An 18,340-nucleotide genomic window follows, 5' to 3' on the forward strand; every position below is an offset into this window, starting at 1 on the left:
TGTTCTTGAACGATTTCAAATAAATCTTCGCTTACTATACTAGGTACTTTAATATAAATCCAATCCTCTTTTGGAACAGGATAAGTAGAATAATTATCTTTTGGATGCTCGCAGGAGTTTTTTTCGGTCTTATATGTTTTAGTTTTACGCCAAACCTTGTTTTACCAAAAGCTGCTTGTCCTTTATAAGCAGTGTTTTTTAACATACTCAAAACTACAGCCCTATCCCAATACTCTTTTCCAGTTCTCGTCATAATGGAAATAGCACTTAGCCTACGACATACTTCTCCTATACTGGCTCTTTCTCTTCCTACCCAAGAAAATACTTTACGAACAACTTCAGCTTCTTCTTCATAAATCTCAAATAAGGCCTGTCCTGTTTCTGTATTTTTGTTTATATAACGATAGCCATAAGGAGCAGCACTCATTACACTTATACAACCCTTATTTGCTGCATAAATCTTTCCTCGACGACTTCGTTCCATGATTTTTGCACGTTCGTATTCTGCTATCATACCTTGCATTTGTAATAGTAATTGAGATTCTGGATTATCGCTAATTTGATAATTTAAAAAATGACTTCCACTCCTAACTTCTTAAACTCTTCAAGTAATATCATCTGATATGCATACTTACGAGATAAACGATCAGGAGAATGAATATAAACCTTATCAATGTTACCTTCTGCTATTTTATCACGTAATTTTTCCAAACCAGGACGGATTATGTTAGAACCACTATAACCATTATCAATAAATTTATATTCATTTAATAATTTATGTCCATCCATACTAATTTGATTCTCTATAGCAGCAATTTGGCTTGCTATTGTATCTTCTTGTGCTTGCCTCCCTGAAGAAACTCTTGCATATAAACTAACTGTTACCATTTTACCGTCCTCAAATCTACTTTCTTATATTCAGAGTTTTCTTCCTTTTTGCTCGCTTTTATTGGTTTACTTAACACTAATTTTTCATATGCATCTAATAGATACAACTCTGCTAATCGATTTACTTCATAACTACAACTAATCCGCACTATTAATTTCTTGTTGCCCATGAGCTCTACCATATATTATCCATCGAGACATATGGTTATTTGATCATTAGCTCTATAAATAAATTCAACTCTCCGTTCTTTTTGTAGAAGCTTTCGAGAAATAGTCTTCTCAAGTTTCAGGTTTATTGCAATATTGTTGGCGGAGTCCTAGCAGGGCTATGATCATGCAAACTCGCCAGAGCATGCAAAAAGCAAAAGTTGATGAACTAACCGCTGTACAACTTGCTGGTTGTGAGCCTGATATTATGGCGGAAGCTGCAAAGTTAAATGAGGACATGGGTGCGAAAATCATAGATATAAATTTTGGTTGTCCAGTTAAAAAAGTTGTAAACGGTTACACAGGATCAGCACTTATGCGTGATGAAAAAAAGGCTGCTGAGATAATAGAAGCTGTAGTCAAGGCAGTAAGTGTGCCAGTTACAGTAAAAATGCGTACTGGATGGAATGACGAAAATCGTAATGCTCCGCGCTTGGCAAAAATTGCAGAAGATTTGGGAGCAAAGATGATTACTGTACATGGAAGGACAAGGGCACAGCTTTATAATGGTCAAGCAGATTGGAAATTCGTTAGAAATGTTAAAGAGCAGGTAAAAATTCCAGTTATAGTAAATGGAGATATTAAGAGTTTGAATGATGTTCAAAGTGCACTTAAAGAATCTGGGGCAGATGGAGTAATGATAGGTCGTGGTGCTTACGGCAAACCTTGGCTGATTAATCAAGCAATAAACTTTTTGAGTGGAAATAAAGTTTCTGAGCCAACAGCCTCAGAGAGATTAAGCATAATACTCAAGCATTATGACAGTATTCTTGAGTACTATGGAAGCGATACAGGAATAAAGATGGCCCGCAAACATATAGGATGGTACAGTAGCGGGCTTCAAAACTCATCTGAATTTCGTGTAAGAGTAAATAACATAATAGACAGCACAGAGGTGAAAGAAAATATAATTGATTTTTTTAGTTAAAAACAGATTAAACATACTACCTCATTAGCTACATTCAATTTGACTGATCATAGTGCGATGCCACCACACTCTCTTCTTCATCAGAATGTAATTGATAACTATTATCACTCAGCAATTTTTCGTCATAAGTCTCAATATCAAAATATTTTTCATATTTATCTATATTTTCACAAAGCGAAAGTGCTTTCACCTTATTCATAATCAGACCCGTACCAGCAGGAATTAACCTTCCTACTATAACATTTTCTTTTAACCCACTCAAAGGATCACTCTTTCCGCAAAATGCTGCTTCCGTAAGTACTTTTGTTGTTTCTTGGAAAGAGGCAGCAGAAATAAAGGAATTAGTTTCAAGGCTTGCTCTAGTAATTCCCTGCAGAATAGGAAGATAATGAGCAGGTCGTTTTCCAGAGTTATTCATAGCATCATTTTCTCTATCAATTTCCAGCCTGTCGATATTTTCTCCAATTAAGTACATAGTATCACCAGGATCGGTAATTTCTACTTTTTGTAGCATTTGCTTTAAGATCACTTCTAAATGCTTGTTATCTATGCGCACACCTTGCAATCTATAAACTTGCTGTATTTCAGAAATCATATAGTGTGCTAACGCTTCTAACCCAAGCACACGTAGAATATCATGAAGATCAGGATCGCCATCCATCAATAAATCACCTTTACGCACAAAATCACCTTCATTGACTATTACATGCTTACTTCTTGATACTAAATACTCAACTTGAGAAGCTTGCTCATCTACAGGTTTAATTACTACACTGCGTTTTCCTCTACGGTCTTTTTCAGAGAACGTTACATAGCCATCTATTTCACTAACGATAGCATGCTCTTTAGGACGACGTGCTTCAAATAATTCTATAACCTTAGGCAAGCCACCAGTAATATCACGAGTTCTAACTGACTCTCTCGGCGTTCTTGTGATAACATCACCTGCATGAACCTTTTGGCCATCCTGTACATTAAGCACTGCACCAACTGGTATAAAGTAACATGCTTCCACACCACTTGAAAGTGTTATTACTTTTTCATTATCATCAAGCAGTGCAATACGAGGACGTAAATTAGCTACACCAGAGTGCAATTTCCAATCTTTTACTACTCTATTTGATATTCCTGTAGATTCATCCATCACTTCAGTGATTGAAATTCCATCTTTTAAATCCTGGTAAGATATTGTACCACTCTTTTCCGTAATAATAGGTAGTGTATACGGATCCCATTCCGCAACTTTATCACCAATTTTTACTAACTCACCCTCATTTACATAAAGTTTAGCACCATAAGGCACACTGTGCTTCAATTTTTCACTACCAAGGCTATCAATTAAAACGACTTCACAGGAACGGCTTATCACAATTTTATTTCCGTTTTTATCTATAATTATATTACTATTGTTTAGTTTTATTCTAGCATTAATAGAAGCTATAATATTTGAGGATTCAACACCTCTAGTCATTACCCCACCTATATGGAAAGTACGCATCGTTAACTGAGTACCTGGCTCTCCAACAGATTGAGCAGCGATAACACCAACTGCTTCACCTATTGAAACAATTTTACCAGTTGCAAGGTCTCTTCCATAACACAAAGAACACACACCAGGACTTATTTCACAAGTTAAAGGCGATCTAATTTTTATAGCATCAAGACCTGCAATGTTGATTTGCTTTACTTTATCTTCATCAATTAATTCCCCTGCTTTTAATAATAACTCTTTGGTTACTGGGTTATATATATCATTTGCAGCTGTTCTACCCAGTACAACACTCTCTAGAGATGCAACTATAGTACTACCTTCAACTATAGCTCTTACAATAAGGCCATTTTTCGTTTTACAGTCATGTTTTGTAACTATGCAATTTTGAGATACATCAACCAAGCGACGAGTTAAGTATCCAGAGTTTGCAGTTTTAAGTGCAGTATCAGCTAAACCTTTACGCGCACCGTGAGTAGAATTAAAGTATTCAAATACATTTAATCCTTCGCGAAAATTAGAAATTATAGGTGTTTCTATAATTTCACCAGAAGGTTTGGTCATTAACCCTCGCATTCCTGCTAACTGCTTCATCTGGGAAGTAGAACCTCTTGCACCTGAGCTAACCATCATATATATTGAATTGTACTTACTATTTTCATCATACACAGATATCGCTTTTAACATATCATTCGCTATTATATCTGTGCACTTAGACCACTCATCTATAACTTTATTATACCTCTCACTTTTAGTGATTAGTCCGTCTTGATACTGTGCAGAAAATTTCTTAATTTCACCCCTTGTATAATCAACGTGTGTAGCTTTAGTTTCAGGTATGACCATATCGCAACGACTAAAAGAAGTACCAGAAAATGTAGCATACTCAAAGCCAAGTGTCATAAATTTATCAGAAAATACCACTGTAGCACTTTGACCGCAGCTACGATATACCAAATCAACAATACCAGTTATTTCCTTAACTGTTAATACCTGATTTATTAAATCGAAGCTTAGATTCTCATGTTTAGGAAAAATCTGCCATAATATTAAACGTCCAGGAGTTGTACAAATAGTTTTATACTGAATGTTTCCATCGCTATTGATGTGTTCCATTTTGTACTTTATATGAGAATGAATATGCAGAGTACCGTTGTTTAAGGAATGCTCAACTTCACAAAAAGCACAAAAAAGTGGTAAATCATCCTTCTTAAGTTGCTGTAAAGTTAGGTAGTATATACCAAGCACTATATCTTTACTAGGAACTATAATCGGTCTTCCATTAGAAGGACTTAAAACGTTATTAATTGACATCATCAACACTCTAGCTTCAAGTTGAGCTTCCAATGAAATTGGCACATGTACTGCCATTTGATCACCATCAAAGTCAGCGTTAAATGCTGTACAAACAAGTGGATGAAGCTGTATTGCTTTACCTTCAATAAGGACTGGCTCAAAAGCCTGAATACCAAGCCTGTGTAGCGTAGGCGCTCTATTTAGTAAAACAGGATGCTCTTTTATTACTTCTTCAAGCATATCCCAGACTTCTGGCTTTTCTGCTCTTATTAACTTACTAGCAAATTTAATAGTTGGAGCGATTCCATATATTTTAAGCCTTGAGTAAACAAAAGGCTTGAATAACTCAAGAGCCATTCTTTTCGGTAATCCACACTGATTTAGTTTTAAAGTTGGACCAACAACTATTACAGAACGTCCAGAATAATCTACCCTTTTTCCTAAAAGATTCTGACGGAAACGACCTTGCTTTCCTTTCAGCATATCGCTAATAGACTTTTTATACCCAGTAGCGCCAGCTTTATTTACCAGAGCATTACGACGACTATTATCAAAAAGAGAATCAACTGCCTCTTGTAACATTCTTTTCTCATTACGAATCATAATCTCAGGAGGATTCAAACTTAACAATTTTCTCAATCTATTATTTCTATTAATAATAGTTCTATAATGATGATTTAAATCAGAAACTGCAGGTCGACCACTTTCAAGCGATACCAAGGGACGCAAGTCAGGTGGTAAAATAGGTATAGCTGTAAGTATCATCCACTCAGGTCTGTTTCCAGACTTGATAAAATTTTCAACAATACGTAATCTCTTTATAATTTTCTTTCTTCTCATTTCAGAAGCAACAGACTCTAACTCCTGTCTTAAATTCTTCCTAATTTCATGTAAATCAAGGCGTATTAGCAATTCTCTTATAGCTTCAACACCTTGCATAGCTATAAAGCTATCGACCCCATAGCTATCTTTAGCTTCATTATAAGCTTTCTCACTAATAATTTCACCTTTTTCAAAAGAGGAAACAAGAGGATCTATTACAACATAATTATCACTATACAAAATACTTTCGATATCTCTAAGAGACATATCTAATAATGCTCCAATTCTTGAAGGAAGTGACTTCAAAAACCATATATGAGCAACAGGAGATGCAAGCTCTATATGACCCATTCTTTCTCTTCTTACTTTAGAAGATGTAACTTCTACTCCACATTTTTCGCATATACGGCCCCTATGTCTTCTTTTTTTGTACTTTCCACATAAACATTCATCATCATTGACAGGACCAAAAATTTTAGGACAAAATAATCCACCTTTCTCAACTTTGAATGTACGGTAGTTTGCAGTTGAAACATCTGTTATCTCTCCATAAGACATACGTTTAATACTTTCAGGGCTAGCAATGGAAATGCTAACCTCATTAAAAGATTGCGCGATGTTAGTATGAGATATATCTTCAATTACTATGTCATTTTGCTTCAAATCCACATTAAAACACAAGGAACGCAACTCTTTTATCATGACATTAAAGGATTCAGGAATTCCACATTCAAAGTTACTGTCACCTTTTATTACCGATTCATAAATCTTAACCCTGCCATTAATATCATCAGACTTCACAGTTAACATTTCCTGTAAAGTGTAAGCAGCACCATAGGCTTGCAATGCCCAACATTCCATTTCACCAAAACGCTGACCACCAAAATGAGACTTTCCTCCAAGAGGTTGTTGAGTAACCAAACTATAAGGTCCTACTGAACGCGCATGAATTTTACCATCTACTAAGTGATGCAACTTAAGCATGTACATGTAACCAACTGTAACTTTGCGATCAAACTTCTCACCCGAGCAACCATCATATAATACAACTTGCCCAGAGTTATCCAATCCAGCAAGTTCAAATAGCTTTACTATTTGTTCATCTTTTGGACCTTCAAATACAGGTGCAGTAACAGGAATGCCATCACGCAACTTATACGCAAATTCAATGAGGTGATTATCATTAATATCGCGAATGTTATTACAAATAGATAAATTACTGCCACAACTATAAACCTCAATTAGGAAGTGACGTAAACTACTGTGTGCATCTTTACAAGAGTTGAAATAATTCTCTACTAATGTAGTCAATTCATTATTTAATTCATCCTTATTAGGCGTATCTAAAATAGAAGCCGTTATTTCATCATCATTAATATCCTCAAATTTTTTATTATCAAGATATAATGCTGCAAATTTTTCAAAATCATCATCACTGAGAGATCTAATTGCCTCACAAAAAGCACGTTTGATTTTATTGATCTCATCAAGAATATTGCCTACTTTTTCTCCTGATTTTTTACAAGCCCAACCTACATGCGTTTCCAATATTTGACCTACATTCATTCGCGAAGGAACGCCAAGAGGGTTAAGAATAATATCAATAGGAGTACCATCTTCTAAATAAGGCATATCTTCTACTGGAACAACTCGAGAAATCACACCTTTATTTCCATGTCTACCAGCCATTTTATCCCCTGGCTGCAAACTATGTTTTACAGCAATAAAAACTTTTACTGACATCGACACACCTTGAGGCAGATCATAGCCTTCATGCAATTTTTCTACTTTTCGCTTAAAGTTTGCTATCGCATGTGATACTTTTTCATCAAAATCTTTTTTTAAGCTCTCAACTTGCTTAGAAATAGATTGGTTTTTCAATCCTATATCCCACCATCCCTCACGTTCAATAAAATTAATACTTTCTCGATCTTGAGAGCCAGAATTAATAAGAATTTTTCTTAATTCATCATAGAAATATTGATTAATAACATTGATTATATGGTCTCGTTCTTTCTCAAAGTCGTTTGCCTCTTTTTGTTTAATAAGAAACGCCCTTTCGTTTTCTTCTTCCCCTCTGCGTGTAAAGACCTGCACATCAATCACTATCCCTTCAATATCTGGAGATGTATATAAAGAGGAATCCACACAATCAAATGACTTTTCACCAAAAATTGTCATTAACAATTTTGTCTCAGGAGGCAATGAAAGAGAATGCTTAGGTGTCACTTTCCCCACCAAAATATAACCTGGACCAACTCTTGTACCAACCTTTACTATACCACTATCATCCAAGTGATAAAGATTTTCTTCATTAACACCGGGTATGGCACGAGTTATTTTTTCCGACCCTAAAGGAGTGTCATGTACAACACATTCAAATTCTTCTATATGAATAGAAGTAAATAGATCTTTTTTAACAACTTCACTAGAAATAATGATTGAGTCTTCAAAATTATAACCTTGCCAAGACATAAAAGCGACTAGCAAGTTTTGGCCAAGTGCCAATTCACCGTTATTAATAGCAGGACCATCAGCTATCACATCACCTTCCTTAACACAATCACCTACATGCACCAGTGGTTTCTGGTTAATACAAGTATTATGGTTAGAACGCTGAAATTTTCTTAGATGATAAATATCTACATCCAAGTAGTTAATTCCTCCTTTGTCAAAAGCACGTATAACTATAGAGTTACTATCTGAGCTGTCAACTATGCCACCACGTTTTGCTAAAACTACAGCACCAGAGCCAGAAGCTACGAAAGATTCCATGCCAGTAGCAACCAAAGGAGCAGTGGGCTTCAATAAAGGTACAGCTTGACGCTGCATATTTGAACCCATTAACGCTCTATTAGCATCATCATTTTCTAAAAATGGAATTAAAGAAGCAGCAACCGATATTACCTGCTTAGGAGATAAATCAATGTAACTTACTTGATTACTATTTACCATTACAAAGGTACCAGCATACCTACAGTATAACATATCATCAACAAAGCAGTTGTTCTCATCAAGCTTTGCGCTGGTATCGGCTATATAATATAAACCTTCATCTATAGCAGACAGATACTCAATTTGATCAGTAACAACCTTATTAACTACTTTCCTATAAGGACTTTCAATGAACCCATATTTATTAATACGAGCGTATATAGCTAAGCTGTTAATTAAGCCTATATTCTGCCCCTCAGGAGTTTCAATAGGACAAATTCTTCCGTAATGAGTTGGATGAACATCACGCACTTCAAATCCCGCCCTCTCTCTTGTTAAACCACCAGGACCTAACGCCGACAATCTTCTTTTATGTGTTATTTCAGATAATGGATTAGTCTGATCCATAAATTGAGATAATTGGGAAGAGTTGAAAAAATCTCTTAAGACATTGGTTAACACTTTTGGATTTATAAAATCAGATGGAGAGACTTTATCTAAACTAGAAGTAGACATAGAATCAACTACTGCCCGTCCCAATTTTAATAATCCAGTTCTAAATTGATTTTCTATAAACTCTCCAACTGAACGGACTCTTCTATTTGCTAAATGATCAATATCATCTACAGATCCTTGACCATCACGTAACAATACTATTTTTGTTATAATTTCAATAATGTCTTCATGTGTTAAAGTAGTTAAATTTTCCTCATAATTTAACCCAAGGCAAGAGTTAAGTTTTAATCTACCAATGTTAGACAAATCATAATATTCCGAACTGAAGAAAAGATTACGAAAAAACTCCTCTACTATCTTTAAAACAGGAACTTCACCAGGACGCAAAACCTTATATATTTCATATAGAGCGTTCTCATAAGACATGTTTTCATCTAAGAAAAGTGTGTTTAATATGTAAGGTCCAACAGAAACATTATCTATGTTCAACACTGATATTTTATCTATAGATAATAATTCAAGCTTTTTTATATCCTCTAATCTTATAGATTCACCAGCAGATAAGACTTTTGTAGAACTAGCACTATCTATTAAATCTTCTGCAAGAAATAAACCACATATAGAATCATAAGGAATTAGATACTCTTTCAATCCGTTATCATATAGATTTTTAGCTAATTTTGAAGTAATACGAACATTAGCTTTAAGTAACACATTGCCTTCAACATTCTTTAAATCAAAAGGAAGCCTCACTCCCTTGAATTTATCAGGGGAAAAAGGTACTCTCCAGCCACTTTTATGTTTTATATACTCTATTTTTTCATAAAATTTATTAAGTATGTCATTATTTGATAAGCCCAAAGCCTTTAATAAAACTGATATTGGCAACTTTCTCTTTCTATCAATACGAAAATACAAATGATCTTTAACATCAAACTCAATATCAAGCCAAGAACCTCTATAAGGAATAACTCTAGCAGAATAGATTAATTTGCAAGAATTGTAAGTTTTTCCCTTATCACTATCAAAAAACACTCCAGGAGATCTATGCATTTGTGAAACGATAACTTTCTCTACGCCATTGATGATGAAAGTACCTTTATCAGTCATCATAGGCAGTTCACAAAAGCGAACCTCCTGCTCTTCAGCAGATTTTATAACAGTTGCAAGCTTAGAATGATCATCATCTTCTTTAATCTCTTGATATTTTTCAAGAGAAACACCATCCTGCATAATAACAAGACGTATAGAAGCAATAACCTGAGCAGAAAAAGTTATACCACGTTTTATACATTCAGATTCACTATACTTAAGATCATCTACCCTACAATTCAAAAATTCGATAGTAGCCCTATGCAAAGGATCAGATATTGGAAAAATTGTATGAAAGATAGCTTCAAGTCTTTCATTACTCTCATTATTAGGAGTAAAGGAATTATATGACCCCTTTTGGACTTTAACCAAATCCAACAAAGAATCTTTTAAATCAATCGACCTGGAATAAGAAACTCTAGGAACAAAAGCACTAGAAGCACACATATAAGAAGAATCAACCATTAAAATACCTTCACTAATTAAAAGAGCTATATCAACATAAAATTAATATACTAACATTTTATTCAAGCTCAACTTTAGTTGCTCCTGCTTCAATAAGTTTTTGCTTTATTTTTTCTGCTTCGTCTTTAGAAACATTAGCAGTCAAATCTTTGGGTAAAGACTCAACTAATTCTTTCGCTTCTTTTAAATTCAATGTAGAATTAACTTCTCTAATAGCTTTAATCACTCCTATTTTTTTGCTTGCATCAATCTCTTTGATTACAACTTTATATTCAGCTTTTTCTTGAGCAACAGGAGCATTAGCATTATCACTAATAGGCACCCCAGCACCAACAGCTCCACCAAAAAAAGAACCACTAGGCAACCCTATTTTTTCTTCTAGAACTTTTACAAGTTCAGAAGCTTCTAATAGATTTAAAGATAATATTTTATCAACCAAATCACTTATTACATTATTCATACTGACCACCTTATTTAACAACAAATTTATTTTTTAGAACTATAGTAATCCAAAACTCTCATAAGCCTCATAGAAGATGAATTAATAGACAATGCTAACCGAGCAGGAATATCATAAGATATTAAACGCATAATTTTAACACGTAATTCATCCAGAGAGGGAAGCTTAGCCAATTTGTTAACATCTTCCACTGTTAATAATTCATTTATATGAGCCGCACAAATCACAGACATTTTTTCTTTGTTAGCATTAATAAAATCAACTATTAACTTTGCAGCTTCTACTATAGCGCTAGAGTATATAATAGCAACAGAACCAGAAAATTTACCTGATAAATAAGAAAATTTACCAGTCCTTTCCAAAGCCAAGCAAGCTAGAGTATTTTTAACTACTAACATCCCACCCATTACAGATTTTAGACTATTCCTAAGAATTAATGAATTGCTAACATTCATAGACTTAAAATTTACCAATATTAAGAAATCATTATTTACAAACACATTCATTATGTTTTGTATAAATTCATCCTTATCTTTACGCTTCACAATTTCGCTCCCTTAAATTATATCTTCTACTTTGTTTATTTTATGAGCTTTACCCATAGTTGAATTTAAAAAAACGCTTTTAAAGTAAACTCCTTTCACAGAAGCAGGTTTATTGTCTCTAATTACTTTAAGAAAGGCTTTTAAATTTTCCAACAAATCATCAATATCAAATTTAATACTTCCTAATTTACCATGAATAACCCCATTTTTATCCGTCCTGAATTTTATTTGACCAGACTTAATGGTTTTAGTAGCTTCCGCAATGTTAGAAGTCACAGTACCAAATTTAGGGTTAGGCATCAGCCCTTTAGCACCCAATACTTTTGCAATAGGAGTGATTTTTGCCATGAAATCAGGAGTAGTGATGCACCAATCAACATTCAACTTTCTACCTTTTTTTATCTCTTCAACTAAATCTTCTCCTCCTGTAATATCAGCACCAGCTTTTTCAGCTTCTAATAAATGTTTATCTTGAGCAAAAACAGCTACTTTAATATTCTTTCCGATACCTTTAGGCAAAACTACTGTACCACGCACCTGCTCTTCAGATTTACGTGAATCTACACCTAAATTGACTGCGATATCAACTGATTCATTAAATTTTGCTGAAGCAGACTCAACAATCTTCTCCAAACACTGCTTAAAATTATCATTATATGTACTCATTTACCTAACCTTCCACAACTTCTATACCCATAGATTTTGCAGTGCCTATAACCATCTTCACTGCTGAATCTTCATTATCCACTTTCATATCAACCATCTTACACTTTGCCACTTTAATGATAGCAGACATAGATAATTTAGCCACTAATTCTTTACCAGAATTACCAGAACCTTTACTTAATTTAGCTTCCTGCTTAAGCAAATAAGCCACAGGCGGACCGCTGACAGTAAAATCATGAGAGCGATCATCCTTTATGGAAATTCTCACTGTTACTAAATCACCTACTTTATAACTAGCGTTAGCAGCGCTAGTAGCTTTATTAAAAGCTTCACAAAATTTAGGAACAGGTATACCACGCGGGCCAAGTACTGAAGCAATTTTCGGTCCTGGAACTGCTTTTCCAGCTTCCATAAGCAAGTTAATCTTAGCAACTACATTACTCATAATTAATCCTCTATTTTCTCTACTTGAGCCAAATCAAGCTCTATTATTGTTGGCTTACCTAAGATTGATACTTCAACATTAATAATTTTTTTCTCATCATTTACCATATCTACCTTACCAGTAAAATTTTGAAAAAGACCATCATTAATTTTTACTTTTTCACCTTTCTCATAACCATAACTCAACTTTTTCGTTTCTTGAGCATTGTAAAGCGCACTACACATTGAGCGAATCTCATTATCCTCAATCACCTTTGGAACATTACCATTTTTCAAAAATCCATAAACCTTAAGAGATTTTGGTATATTATTAATAAAATTTAATACCTCATCGCATAAATCCATGTATAAAAAGACATAACCAGGAAAGGACTTCCTTCGTTTAGCATTTTTTTTAGATTTTAAATCCATCTCACTTAATTCTTCACAAGGAATAAAAACCCTATTAAAATAATTATTAATATTCAATCTCATAGAATTTTCTAATATATATTGGCGCACTTTCTCTTCATAATTAGAGGCAACTCTTAAAATGTACCACTTATATCTATTAAATTCCTTACGTTTTAAAATCACCTCATCATCTGAAATCATCTCAAAATGACCAGACTCATCACCACAAAACCCGGTCATTTGATTCAAAATATTTTTACTTTCATCACACAGATGCATACATATATATACTTCACATAACTCTTTTATATCAGATTTTACATCACATACTGTCTGATAAGGAATAAACACCTCCTTAAAGTAAACAGTATTGGTTGCCAACTCGCATATATCCTTCTCATACCCGTAATCGACTTTAATGATATACCATTTATACTTATATTCCATAAATAATTCCAAATAAAGTCTTAATTACGTAAAGAGACATAAAATCTACGAAGCAAAAGAAAATCGAAAAGCATAATATAACAGTTATTACAATAAACAAAGATGACAATACCTGCTGTTTTTTTATCCAAGCAATTCTCCTTATTTCTTGCTTTATGTCGCAAAAAAAAACATACAGGTTTTTTAACATTTCTACCATAATATTAATGCAGGAGCGATAGGAATTGAACCTACAACCTCTGGTTTTGGAGACCAGCGCTCTACCAATTGAGCTACACTCCTATAATTCAAAGTTTACTCTAAAATTTCCGAAACAACGCCAGAACCAACAGTTCTACCACCTTCTCTTATCGCAAAACGTAATCCTTTATCCATTGCTATTGGTACTTGCAACTCCACTTCTATACTTACATTGTCCCCTGGCATTACCATCTCCTTTCCATCTAGCAATTTTATGCTCCCAGTTACATCCGTTGTCCTTAAATAAAACTGTGGCTGATAATTTCCAAAAAATGGTGTATGCCTTCCTCCTTCTTCTTTCTTCAATATATACACCTCCGCATTAAATTTCTTATGCGGGGTTATTGTCCCTGGTTTTGCCAATACTTGCCCTCTCTCCACTTCTTCTTTCTTTGTTCCTCTTAGTAGTATTCCCACATTGAGTCCTGCACTTCCCTTATCTAGCAACTTCTTAAACATCTCAACACCAGTACATATCGTCTTTTGCGTCGCTTTCAGACCTATTATCTCTATCTCATCCCCTGTCTTTATCTCCCCCTTCTCTATTCTTCCTGTTACTACCGTTCCTCGGCCCGATATTGAAAATACATCTTCTATTGGCAATAAAAACGGCAAATCTATAGGCCTTTCAGGTGCTACCACATACTCATCTAACTTCTCCATCAATTTATCTATTGATTTCTTTCCATACTCACTACTATCATCCTCTAATGCTTTTAACGCAGACCCAACTATCACAGGCACTTCATCACCTGGAAATTTATACTTACTCAGCAACTCTCTCACTTCCATTTCCACCAAATCTATCATATCAGCATCAGCAACATCAGCTTTATTTATATATACCACGATATATCCAACACCTACCTGTTTTGCCAGCAATATATGCTCTCTCGTTTGTGGCATCGGCCCATCAACCCCTGAGACTACCAATATCGCTGCATCCATCTGTGCTGCACCTACTATCATATTCTTTACATAATCAGCATGTCCAGGGCAATCAACGTGTGCATAGTGTCTCTTTTCTGTTTGATATTCAACATGCGCTGTTGCTATTGTTATCCCTCTCTTTCTTTCTTCTGGCGCTTTATCTATTTGATCATATGCTACAAAATTACCATAATGCTTTGTTATCGCCGCTGTTAACGTTGTCTTCCCATGATCCACATGTCCTATCGTTCCCACGTTTACATGCGGCTTTCCAAATGCTTCTACTATCGCTGTCATAATTACTAACCTTTAATTATACTTTAACTTTAACTCATCAACCACATATTGTGGCACTTGTTCATAACAAGAAAAATGCATACTATACTGAGCTCTTCCCTGAGATATAGAACGCAAAACATTTATATAACCAAACATATTTGCAAGAGGAACCGAAGCAGTAATTATTTTGCTATTATTACCTAAATCCAGCATATCAACAACACTGCCTCTTCTACTATTTATATCACCCATAACATCACCCATATATTCTTCAGGAGTAATGATTTCCACTTTCATTATAGGTTCTAGCATTTTTGGACCAGCTTTATTTGCCATTTCCTTAAAAGCACCTTTAGCAGCAAGTTCAAAGGCCAAAGGACTAGAATCAACATCATGAAAAGCACCATCAAGAAGAGTAGCCTTAAAATCAATCAATGGAAAGCCGAAAATTATACCACCTTCTTTTATCAACTCTAAGCCATTTTGCACTCCAGGTATATACTCTTTTGGAATAGCACCGCCTACAATTTTACTTTCAAACTGAAAGCCAAAACCAGGCTCAAGAGGTTCGAATTTCATTTTAACTTTAGCAAACTGACCAGCACCACCTGATTGTTTTTTATGAGTGTAATCAATTTCAACAGATTTAGTGATAGTTTCACGATATGCAACTTGAGGCGCACCAACGTTAGCTTCAACATTAAACTCGCGCTTCATTCTATCAATAATAATCTCAAGATGCAGCTCACCCATACCTTTCAATATAGTCTGCCCACTCTCCACATTTACTGACATCCTTAAAGAAGGATCTTCTGCAACCAATCTATTCAAAGCAACACCTAATTTTTCCTGATCTGAGGTGGTTTTCGGTTCTATAGCAGTTTCAATAACAGGATCAGGAAATTCCATACGCTCTAATAGTATAGGAAAATCAGATGAACATAAAGTATCACCAGTAATTGTTTTCTTTAATCCAACCAAGGCAACTATATCACCAACTTTAGCTTCGTTTATATCTTCTCTGTTATTTGCATGCATAAGCAACATTCTACCAATTCCTTCAGTCTCATTTTTTCCAGCATTTAACACAGCAGATTTAGATTTTAACTTACCGGAATAAATACGAATAAACGTCAAGCTACCTACAAATTTATCCGTCATCACTTTAAACGCAAGAGCAACGAATTTCTCTTTTTCTGAAGGTTTGATCTCAATTTTCTTTTCTGAATCTTTAGGATCAGTTCCAATAATTACATCAACATCAATAGGAGAGGGTAAAAAATCAACCACACCATCTAAAAGTGATTGCACGCCTTTGTTTTTAAAAGCTGACCCACATAATACAGGGACAAATTTTCCTTTAATGGTCCCGCTTCTCACACACTTTTTCAATAAATCAATTGGCAGATTGTTAGATTTAAAGTAAGTATTTATCGCCTCATCATCCATTTCAGCTGCAGCATCTAATAAAAGATTTCGATACTCTTGAGCCTTATCAAGCAAATCAGAAGGAATATCTTCATAAGAAAATTTAGCGCCTAATGTTTCTTCTTGCCATATAATAGCTTTCATAGAAATAAGATCGATTATGCCTTTAAAATCTTTCTCACTTCCTATTGGCAACTGAATAACTAAAGGTGATGCGCCAAGCTTCGTTTTTATCATATCGACACATCGATAAAAATTTGCCCCGATTCTATCCATTTTATTAACAAAGCAGATACGAGGAACGGTATATTTATCAGCTTGACGCCAAACTGTCTCAGACTGAGGCTCAACTCCAGCAACTCCATCAAATACAGCAACCGCACCATCCAAAACCCTCAAAGATCTCTCAACTTCAATAGTGAAGTCAACATGACCAGGAGTATCTATTATATTAATCCTATGATCATTCCAAAAACATGTTGTTGCAGCAGAGGTAATTGTAATGCCACGCTCCTTCTCTTGCTCCATCCAATCCATAGAAGCTGCACCATCGTGCACTTCACCAATCCTATTTTGTTTACCAGTATAAAATAAAATACGCTCTGTTGTGGTGGTCTTGCCAGCATCTATATGAGCCATTATTCCTATATTTCTATACCTAGATATTAAAACTTCCATACCACAATCAATCAGCTAATATTAAAAACGAAGATGAGAAAATGCCTTATTAGCTTCAGCCATTTTATACTTTTCTTCACACATCTTAAATGCACCACCACATTTATTATAAGCATCTAATATTTCAGACTGCAAACAATAAGCAGTAGTTCTACCGCTCTTTTTTCGAGCAGAAGAAGTTGCTCTAGCAATCCACCTTAATGCCAAAGAAATTGCTCTATCTTGACGAATTTCAACAGGGACTTGATAAGTTGCACCACCAATACGCCGAGAGCGTACTTCTATAGAAGGGGTAACATTTTCTACTGCTGTTTCAAAAATTGATAAGGCATCTTTGCCTATTTTCTTTTCAGCTAAGGACAAAGCACTATAAGCAATCTTTTCTGCAATAGATTTTTTACCACATTTCATAATTATATTAATAAAACGCATAAGCAAGACACTACCATAACGAGAGTCAGGGCTTGTTCTTTTTTTTGCTTTATTACGACGTGCCATAAATTTTAACCAGATTTCTTTACACCATATTTTGAACGAGCTTTCTTTCGATTTTGCACGCCACGTAGATCAAGAGCACCTCTTATTATGTGATAACGTACACCCGGCAAATCCTTAACTCGCCCACCACGTATTAAAACAGCGGAATGCTCTTGTAAATTATGACCTTCGCCAGGTATATAAGCCGTCACTTCACCGTATCCACTAATCTTTACTCTAGCTACCTTACGTAGTGCTGAATTAGGCTTTCTAGGAGTTGTAGTATATACCTTAGTGCAAACACCCCTTCTTTGAGGATTGCATTTTCCCAAAGCTGGCACCTTCTTCTTGCGCGTTAACCCTGATCTACCTTTACATATTAATTGATTTATCGTAGGCATATACTGTAAACTTAAAACTCTAAAAATAACTAAGTCTTAGTTATAAAATAATAAACCTCAATAGTCAATATAAAAATAAACATTACTACTCTAATAATCTCAGCCTAATTGCTTTGAAAGCTACTGATAATTATATGCTAAAGCGCATATTGGTTTTAATATTAAGAAATTATCACTTGCTGTGGTCGAATTAATATAGATATGGAACAAGTAATATACTATGATAGCTATCAAAGAATATGCAGAAAATAATGCTTATAATAGAGCCAAGAGCTTCTAACATTAATGCAAAAATACCAACCGAACTAACCGAATTACCAGTAAAGCCGGATGATTTTTACAATCCTACTCTTGACACTTAGATTTAATGCAGCT

At 34.7% G+C, this 18,340-nt stretch carries 15 protein-coding genes, 1 tRNA gene and 1 pseudogene; 2 read left to right on the plus strand and 15 right to left on the minus strand.

Annotated elements, in window-relative coordinates:
- Positions 1 to 34: 34 nt before the first annotated feature.
- Genes OPR44_RS06005 through OPR44_RS06015 form a run of 3 tightly spaced genes read right to left on the minus strand, consistent with a single transcriptional unit; the run spans position 35 to position 1,070 of the window.
- Positions 35 to 523 (minus strand): recombinase family protein, encoded by a 489-nt coding sequence (locus OPR44_RS06005; RefSeq protein WP_265014693.1) that lies wholly within the window; start codon positions 521 to 523, stop codon positions 35 to 37.
- 44 nt (positions 524 to 567) lie between these two features.
- Entirely contained in the window at positions 568 to 888 is a 321-nt protein-coding gene (locus OPR44_RS06010; RefSeq protein WP_253307188.1) for a recombinase family protein, read from the minus strand.
- Positions 882 to 1,070, minus strand: coding sequence for a hypothetical protein (locus tag OPR44_RS06015; RefSeq protein ID WP_038249248.1), 189 nt, complete (start codon positions 1,068 to 1,070; stop codon positions 882 to 884). Before OPR44_RS06015 ends, OPR44_RS06010 begins: the two co-directional genes overlap by 7 nt.
- Before the next feature lie 137 nt (positions 1,071 to 1,207).
- On the opposite strand from OPR44_RS06015, the pseudogene dusB reads away from it, so the two are divergent.
- Positions 1,208 to 2,023: pseudogene (gene dusB, locus OPR44_RS06020) on the plus strand (tRNA dihydrouridine synthase DusB); the annotation flags it as partial.
- Positions 2,024 to 2,057: 34 nt separating this feature from the next.
- Here the strand turns inward: dusB and OPR44_RS06025 are convergent.
- From OPR44_RS06025 to rpsL, 12 genes are all read right to left on the minus strand, one after another.
- Positions 2,058 to 10,577, minus strand: a complete 8,520-nt coding sequence (locus OPR44_RS06025) for a DNA-directed RNA polymerase subunit beta/beta' (RefSeq protein ID WP_265014694.1) — start codon at positions 10,575 to 10,577, stop codon at positions 2,058 to 2,060.
- A 58-nt stretch (positions 10,578 to 10,635) separates the two neighbouring features.
- Positions 10,636 to 11,037 carry a 50S ribosomal protein L7/L12 gene (gene rplL / locus OPR44_RS06030; protein ID WP_265014695.1) on the minus strand — a complete coding sequence of 134 codons (402 nt, stop codon included), beginning with the start codon at positions 11,035 to 11,037 and terminating at the stop codon, positions 10,636 to 10,638.
- Between the two features lie 26 nt (positions 11,038 to 11,063).
- Complete coding sequence (rplJ, locus tag OPR44_RS06035) at positions 11,064 to 11,582, minus strand: 50S ribosomal protein L10 (RefSeq protein ID WP_007301987.1); 519 nt, start codon at positions 11,580 to 11,582, stop codon at positions 11,064 to 11,066.
- Between the two features lie 12 nt (positions 11,583 to 11,594).
- Complete coding sequence (gene rplA, locus OPR44_RS06040; RefSeq protein WP_265014696.1) at positions 11,595 to 12,248, minus strand: 50S ribosomal protein L1; 654 nt, start codon at positions 12,246 to 12,248, stop codon at positions 11,595 to 11,597.
- Positions 12,249 to 12,252: 4 nt separating this feature from the next.
- On the minus strand, positions 12,253 to 12,693 hold the full coding sequence (locus OPR44_RS06045; RefSeq protein WP_010406829.1) for a 50S ribosomal protein L11: 441 nt from the start codon (positions 12,691 to 12,693) through the stop codon (positions 12,253 to 12,255).
- Between the two features lie 2 nt (positions 12,694 to 12,695).
- Positions 12,696 to 13,532, minus strand: a complete 837-nt coding sequence (gene nusG, locus OPR44_RS06050; RefSeq protein ID WP_265014697.1) for a transcription termination/antitermination protein NusG — start codon at positions 13,530 to 13,532, stop codon at positions 12,696 to 12,698.
- On the minus strand, positions 13,522 to 13,731 hold the full coding sequence (gene secE, locus OPR44_RS06055) for a preprotein translocase subunit SecE (protein WP_012481857.1): 210 nt from the start codon (positions 13,729 to 13,731) through the stop codon (positions 13,522 to 13,524). Before secE ends, nusG begins: the two co-directional genes overlap by 11 nt.
- Positions 13,732 to 13,741: 10 nt before the next feature.
- Positions 13,742 to 13,814, minus strand: a tRNA-Trp gene (locus tag OPR44_RS06060).
- Positions 13,815 to 13,826: 12 nt separating this feature from the next.
- Entirely contained in the window at positions 13,827 to 14,999 is a 1,173-nt protein-coding gene (gene tuf / locus OPR44_RS06065) for an elongation factor Tu (protein WP_265014698.1), read from the minus strand.
- Between the two features lie 12 nt (positions 15,000 to 15,011).
- The gene (gene fusA / locus OPR44_RS06070) at positions 15,012 to 17,087 is read right to left on the minus strand and encodes an elongation factor G (RefSeq protein ID WP_265014699.1); all 2,076 of its coding nucleotides are present in this window, start codon (positions 17,085 to 17,087) and stop codon (positions 15,012 to 15,014) included.
- Positions 17,088 to 17,108: 21 nt separating this feature from the next.
- On the minus strand, positions 17,109 to 17,585 hold the full coding sequence (gene rpsG, locus OPR44_RS06075; RefSeq protein WP_265014700.1) for a 30S ribosomal protein S7: 477 nt from the start codon (positions 17,583 to 17,585) through the stop codon (positions 17,109 to 17,111).
- Between the two features lie 5 nt (positions 17,586 to 17,590).
- Positions 17,591 to 17,965, minus strand: a complete 375-nt coding sequence (gene rpsL / locus OPR44_RS06080; protein WP_264374994.1) for a 30S ribosomal protein S12 — start codon at positions 17,963 to 17,965, stop codon at positions 17,591 to 17,593.
- A 239-nt stretch (positions 17,966 to 18,204) separates the two neighbouring features.
- On the opposite strand from rpsL, the gene OPR44_RS06085 reads away from it, so the two are divergent.
- Entirely contained in the window at positions 18,205 to 18,327 is a 123-nt protein-coding gene (locus tag OPR44_RS06085) for a hypothetical protein (RefSeq protein WP_019078684.1), read from the plus strand.
- Positions 18,328 to 18,340 lie beyond the last annotated feature (13 nt).

Origin of the sequence: Wolbachia endosymbiont (group B) of Camptogramma bilineatum (genome assembly GCF_947251825.1) — a bacterium.
Lineage (GTDB): Bacteria > Pseudomonadota > Alphaproteobacteria > Rickettsiales > Anaplasmataceae > Wolbachia.

Bases quoted from the DNA above. Each gene is read 5' to 3' on its own strand.
- OPR44_RS06005 (WP_265014693.1), bottom strand. From the start codon at position 523: ATGCAAGGTATGATAGCAGAATACGAACGTGCAAAAATCATGGAACGA.
- OPR44_RS06025 (WP_265014694.1), bottom strand. From the start codon at position 10,577: ATGGTTGATTCTTCTTATATGTGTGCTTCTAGTGCTTTTGTTCCTAGA.
- OPR44_RS06010 (WP_253307188.1), bottom strand. From the start codon at position 888: ATGGTAACAGTTAGTTTATATGCAAGAGTTTCTTCAGGGAGGCAAGCA.
- tuf (WP_265014698.1), bottom strand. From the start codon at position 14,999: ATGACAGCGATAGTAGAAGCATTTGGAAAGCCGCATGTAAACGTGGGA.
- OPR44_RS06045 (WP_010406829.1), bottom strand. From the start codon at position 12,693: ATGAGTAATGTAGTTGCTAAGATTAACTTGCTTATGGAAGCTGGAAAA.
- nusG (WP_265014697.1), bottom strand. From the start codon at position 13,532: ATGGAATATAAGTATAAATGGTATATCATTAAAGTCGATTACGGGTAT.
- OPR44_RS06085 (WP_019078684.1), top strand. From the start codon at position 18,205: ATGCAGAAAATAATGCTTATAATAGAGCCAAGAGCTTCTAACATTAAT.
- rpsG (WP_265014700.1), bottom strand. From the start codon at position 17,585: ATGGCACGTCGTAATAAAGCAAAAAAAAGAACAAGCCCTGACTCTCGT.
- rpsL (WP_264374994.1), bottom strand. From the start codon at position 17,965: ATGCCTACGATAAATCAATTAATATGTAAAGGTAGATCAGGGTTAACG.
- OPR44_RS06015 (WP_038249248.1), bottom strand. From the start codon at position 1,070: ATGGTAGAGCTCATGGGCAACAAGAAATTAATAGTGCGGATTAGTTGT.
- fusA (WP_265014699.1), bottom strand. From the start codon at position 17,087: ATGGAAGTTTTAATATCTAGGTATAGAAATATAGGAATAATGGCTCAT.
- rplL (WP_265014695.1), bottom strand. From the start codon at position 11,037: ATGAATAATGTAATAAGTGATTTGGTTGATAAAATATTATCTTTAAAT.
- secE (WP_012481857.1), bottom strand. From the start codon at position 13,731: ATGGTAGAAATGTTAAAAAACCTGTATGTTTTTTTTTGCGACATAAAG.
- rplA (WP_265014696.1), bottom strand. From the start codon at position 12,248: ATGAGTACATATAATGATAATTTTAAGCAGTGTTTGGAGAAGATTGTT.